General features: G+C 69.5%; 6 protein-coding genes. 1 reads left to right on the top strand and 5 read right to left on the bottom strand.

The genetic code is table 11. From position 1 onward, the window contains the following. The 3 genes from AC1D15_RS19065 to AC1D15_RS19055 form a co-directional block, all read right to left on the bottom strand. A partial coding sequence (locus AC1D15_RS19065; RefSeq protein ID WP_477827217.1) for a DUF6513 domain-containing protein occupies positions 1 to 429 on the bottom strand: 429 nt, incomplete at its 3' end. Then, entirely contained in the window at positions 414 to 1,037 is a 624-nt protein-coding gene (locus tag AC1D15_RS19060) for a flavoprotein (RefSeq protein ID WP_477827216.1), read from the bottom strand. The genes AC1D15_RS19060 and AC1D15_RS19065, both read right to left, overlap by 16 nt. After that, the gene (locus tag AC1D15_RS19055; protein WP_477827215.1) at positions 1,015 to 3,078 is read right to left on the bottom strand and encodes a sigma-54-dependent Fis family transcriptional regulator; all 2,064 of its coding nucleotides are present in this window, start codon (positions 3,076 to 3,078) and stop codon (positions 1,015 to 1,017) included. The genes AC1D15_RS19060 and AC1D15_RS19055 overlap by 23 nt, the downstream gene beginning before the upstream one ends. 129 nt (positions 3,079 to 3,207) lie before the next feature. Between AC1D15_RS19055 and AC1D15_RS19050 the strand changes: the two genes are divergently transcribed. Continuing rightward, positions 3,208 to 3,696 (top strand): dihydroneopterin aldolase, encoded by a 489-nt coding sequence (locus tag AC1D15_RS19050; RefSeq protein ID WP_465112218.1) that lies wholly within the window; start codon positions 3,208 to 3,210, stop codon positions 3,694 to 3,696. A 3-nt stretch (positions 3,697 to 3,699) separates the two neighbouring features. On the opposite strand, the gene fae is transcribed toward AC1D15_RS19050, so the two are convergent. Continuing rightward, entirely contained in the window at positions 3,700 to 4,209 is a 510-nt protein-coding gene (fae, locus tag AC1D15_RS19045; protein ID WP_047502303.1) for a formaldehyde-activating enzyme, read from the bottom strand. Between the two features lie 75 nt (positions 4,210 to 4,284). Next, the coding region (locus tag AC1D15_RS19040; RefSeq protein WP_477827214.1) for a triphosphoribosyl-dephospho-CoA synthase at positions 4,285 to 4,529 on the bottom strand (245 nt) is incomplete at its 5' end.

The following is a 4,529-nucleotide window of genomic DNA, read 5'->3' as shown; positions in this document are numbered from 1 at the left end:
GGCGCCGTCGGCGCGCAACTGGCGCGCGCGCTCGACGATGCCGTCCACCGACAGGTTCGGTGCGTCGACGATCTCGGCAAAGATCGCGACCTCGTACTCGCTCAGGTCCATCGGCCTGGCTGCGCGGTTGAAGAAGCGCGGCAGGTCTTTCAGCTCCTCGGGGCCGCGCTGCACCGGGATGCCGTAGTGCTGCGTCAGCGCGTCGAGGTCGCCGCGGCAGCGGCCCGGCACCAGGATGCGGTCGGCCCGAACCGGGCCGGGCACGCGGCGCGCGATCATCTCGGCCGTCATCAGCGCGGCCACCTGCAGGCCCAGGTCGCGCACCTCCCAGGTGAAGGGCGCCGACTCGATGCCGCCCAGCACCCGCTCCAGGCTGGGCCGGGCCAGGTGGCCGGTCAGGAAGACGATGTGTTCTACGGGCTGGTCCATGCGAGGGCGAGCTCCTTCAGGCGCGCATCGAGCGCGGCCTCCAGTTCGGCGGGGGAGCACACCACATGGCAGAAGTCGATGTCGCGAAGGCGGTCCACGTTGTCCAGTTCGATGCGCCGCGGGCGCAGCGTCACCCAGTCGTGCGGCGACTTCGTCACCACCACCGGTTCGGTGTCGCATGCAAACACGATGCCCGGGATGCCGAGCTTGCCGGCCTGCGCGAACATGTTGGTGGGCAGCGTGTCGCTGAAGCCGAAGGCGCACTTGGCCACCGTGTTGCTGGTGGCCGGTGCCAGCACCACCGTGTGGTACACGTCGTCGTACAGCATGCCGACCGGCACGCCGCTCGCGGTCTTGTCGCGGAAGACCCGGAAACGCGGCTTCAGCTCCTCGAACGGCATCTTGTAGATCGCCAGCACCTCCTCGCCTGCGGCCGACAGGAACAGGTCGCAGGCCGGCAGCCGCGCGGCCAGCGCCATCGATTCGTCGAGGAAGTGGCCCGAGCCGGTGATGCACCACGCAAAGCGCGAACGCGGCGCCGCGTCGACCGGCGGGGCGTCGTCGTCGCCGAGCGGGGTCAGCGCATCACTCGGGGTGCGAGATTTCAATGTGGAGCTTGTGGAGCTTGCGGTAGAGGGTGTTGCGGCTGACATCGAGCGCCTTGGCGACATTGCTGACGTTCCAGCGGTGCTGCTCCAGCATCTGCAGCAGCACCTGCCGTTCGTTGACCTGGATCGGGTTCAGCTTCAGCGGCGGCGTGGCGCTGTCGGCCACGGCGGGCAGGGCCGGCAGCAGGGGCACGGCCGAGACCACCGGCGGCAGGCTCGCCGCAGCGCGCGGCGTGGCGGCGGCGCTGTCGTCGTGCAGGCCTGGCAGGTGCTCGCACTGGATGGTCTCGCCATCGGCCAGCGCGGCCGCGGTGCGCAGCACATGGCGCAGCTGGCGGATGTTGCCGGGCCACGCATGTTCCATCAGCAAGCGCTCGGCCGCGCTGCTGAGCGCGGCGCCGCGGCCGCCTTCGGCCTTCAGCACGCCATGGATCAGCTCGCGCTTGTCGCTGCGCTCGCGCAGCGCCGGCAGCAGCAGCTCGATGCCCGACAGGCGGTAGTACAGGTCTTCGCGGAAGCGCCCCTCGCGCACCAGCTCGGGCAGCCGCTGGTGGCTGGCGCTGATGAGCTGGAAGTCGACCGCGTAGGTCTCTTCGGTGCCGAGCGGCGTGACCTGCCGTTCGTCGAGCACGCGCAGCAGCCGCGCCTGCAGGTCCAGCGGCATGTCGGCGATCTCGTCGAGGAACAGCGTGCCGCCGTCGGCCTGCAGGATCTTGCCGCGCCGGCCGGTGCGCTGCGCGCCGGTGAAGGCGCCGGCGCGGTAGCCGAACAGTTCGGATTCGATCAGCGTCTCCGGCAGGCTCGCGCAGTTGATCGCGACGAAGGCGCCGCCGGCATGCGGGCTCGCCTCGTGCACCGCGCGGGCGAACACCTCCTTGCCGGAACCGGTCTCGCCGCACAGCAGCACCGGCGTCTGGCGCGCGATGACGCGGCGCGCGGTCTCGAGGTGGGCCGCCAGGCGCGTGTCGTTGAAGGTCGGCGATTGCGCCGACGCGCGTGCCGCCGTCGCCGCGCGCGGCGCGAGCCGGGCCACTGCCGTCGAGGGCGTGGAGGAGGCGGTGGAGGAGGGGCCCGCAGCCCCCGACAGCGCGTGCACCGTGGCGCCCGATTCGGTGGCCGGCCGCCGTGCGACGGCGAAGAAGCGCAGCGCCGCGTTGGCGCGGAAGGTCACGATCGGGTGGAACGACGACTGGGTGCTGCGTTGCAGCATGTCCTCGAGCGATGTCTGGAACAGGTCCTCGATGTGGCGCGAGCGGATCTCGTCGACCGTCTGCAGCCCGAGCTGGAACAGCGCGCTGCGGTTGGCCGCGAGGATGCGGCCGTCGTCGCCGACGGCGAGCCGGCCTTCATGCAGCGTGTAGACGAACTCGGGCCGGCTGTGGAAGTGCAGCGGGTGCGCGTTGCGGAAGCGCCGGTCGATCAGGCGGTTCTCGATCATGCGCGCCGTCATGCCCAGCAGCACCAGCAGGTGCTGCTGCATCATGCTGGAGCGGCTGGTGACGTCGAGCACCGCGGCGATGTGGCCCGACGGGTCGTACACCGGCACCGCCGAGCAGGTGAGCTGCGTGAAGTGCGTGAAGAAGTGGTCTTCGCGGCGCACCGAGATCGGTGCCGCGGCGGCCAGGCAGGTGCCCATGCCGTTGGTGCCGGCCTCGGTCTCGCTCCACATGCCGCCGGGGCGCAGGCCGAGCGGCCCCATTTCGGCGGCGAACTCGGTGGAGGCGACCATGTGCACGATCACGCCGTCGATGTCGGTCAGCACCACCGCCGAGTCGGCATCGCCGAGCTGCTGGTACAGCGTAGTCATCTCGTAGCGGGCGCTGTCGATCACGTCGGCCTGGCGCTCGCGCCGCTCCTCGAGCGCGGCATGGCTGATGACGGCCGGTTCGCGGGCCTTGTCGGGGTGCAGCCGGTACTCGTTCAGGCAGCGGCTCCACGACTGCGTGACGACGTCGTTGGCCGAATCCTGGGCGCCGCCGCGCACGATGTCCATCACATGCTCGGCATGCCGATCCTCGCCCGTGCGCAACACCAATGCCATGTGCTTCCCCCAGAGACCGCAGGACCCTCATTCTGGTGCGATGCCGCGCGCTGCATACCGGGTGAAACGATGAGTCCCTACCGTGGTCTGCTTTTTGCGACTCGCCGAGGAAACAACCCTGGAGACACGATGACCAGCCCCAACCGCCACGCGAACCCGGCGCTCGATGCCGATCCGACACCGCCGCTCGACCTGATCTTCATCGAAGGCCTTGTCGGCGAAACGGTCATCGGCATCCACGAGACCGAGCTGCACCGGCCGCAGCCGCTGGTGATCGACGTGCATGCCGGCCTGCCCAGGGCGCGCGCCTGCGACACCGACCGCATCGTCGACACCATCGACTACAGCGTGGTGCGCGAACGCCTGCTGCGCCTGCTGGCCGAGCACCAGTTGAAGCTGCTGGAGGCGCTGGCCGAGACGGTGGCCGACATCCTGCTCGGCGAGTTCGGTGCGAGCTGGGTGCGCGTGAAGATCGTCAAGCCGCGCAAGTTCGCGGATGTGGCGGCGGTGGGCGTGCAGATCGAGCGCACCGCGAGCCCGCTGTCGGCGGCCGGCCGTTCGGCGACCGTCGTGCAGCTGCTCGGCTCGGGGCTGGTGCCTGGCACTCCGCCCCGTTGAACGTCAGCCCGCCGCGAACGGATGCGGCGTCGACCCCTTCTTCGCGACCACCTCGGCCGCGGTCGGCTGGCCGGCCACCGCGCGCTTGATCGACTCCTTGACGGCGCGGTAGTTGAAGTCCTGGATCTTCTTGTCGTCGTCGGCCAGCCAGTGGATGAACACGCCGACGCAGATGAACAGGTTGTCCGCCTCACCCGGCGGGATCGTGCCGTCCTCGACGCAGTCGGCCACGGCCATCGCCACGCCGCGCTGCGCCGGGCCGAACATCTGAACGGCCTGCTTGGCGCCCTTGATGGTGACCTTGTTGAACATCACGGTGGCAGGCTTGGTCAACAGGTTCGGGGCCACCACGGCGAGCAGCGAGGTGAAGCCGTCCTTGTTGTTGGTCAGCGCGTTGGCGAAGGCGGATTCGGCGGGGCTGCCGCGCGGTCCGATGAGCAGGTCGATGTGGGCAACTTCATTGCCCTCTCCGACGAGCGACTCCCCGACCATCATGCGATCGATCTTGGCCATGGTTGTGTCATCTCCTGTATGGGTTTGTGGGGACGTTCCCGACACTGGCAAGGCGCCAGTGCTTCAGGTCTGTTATCACGTTCCGTGCCATCGATCGTCGACCAGGCCGGCGATCATCAGCGTGGCCACCGTCAGGTCGGCGGTGGTACCGGGGTTGATGCCGTGTTCCTTCAGCCATTCGTCCCAGGCCGCGAAGGCGGGCGCCGCATCCATGCCGCCCGCGCCGCGCCAGGCCTGCGCCGAGGCCATGACAGTCTGTGCCACCGCCTCGCCGTGTTTGCGGACAATGTGTGAATCGGCAAAGCTGCCCAGCAGTGCAA

Source organism: Rhizobacter sp. P2_H2, from assembly GCF_056403375.1.
The sequence above is the reverse complement of the archived record's forward strand: the minus strand, read 5'-3'. Positions and strand labels throughout refer to the sequence as shown.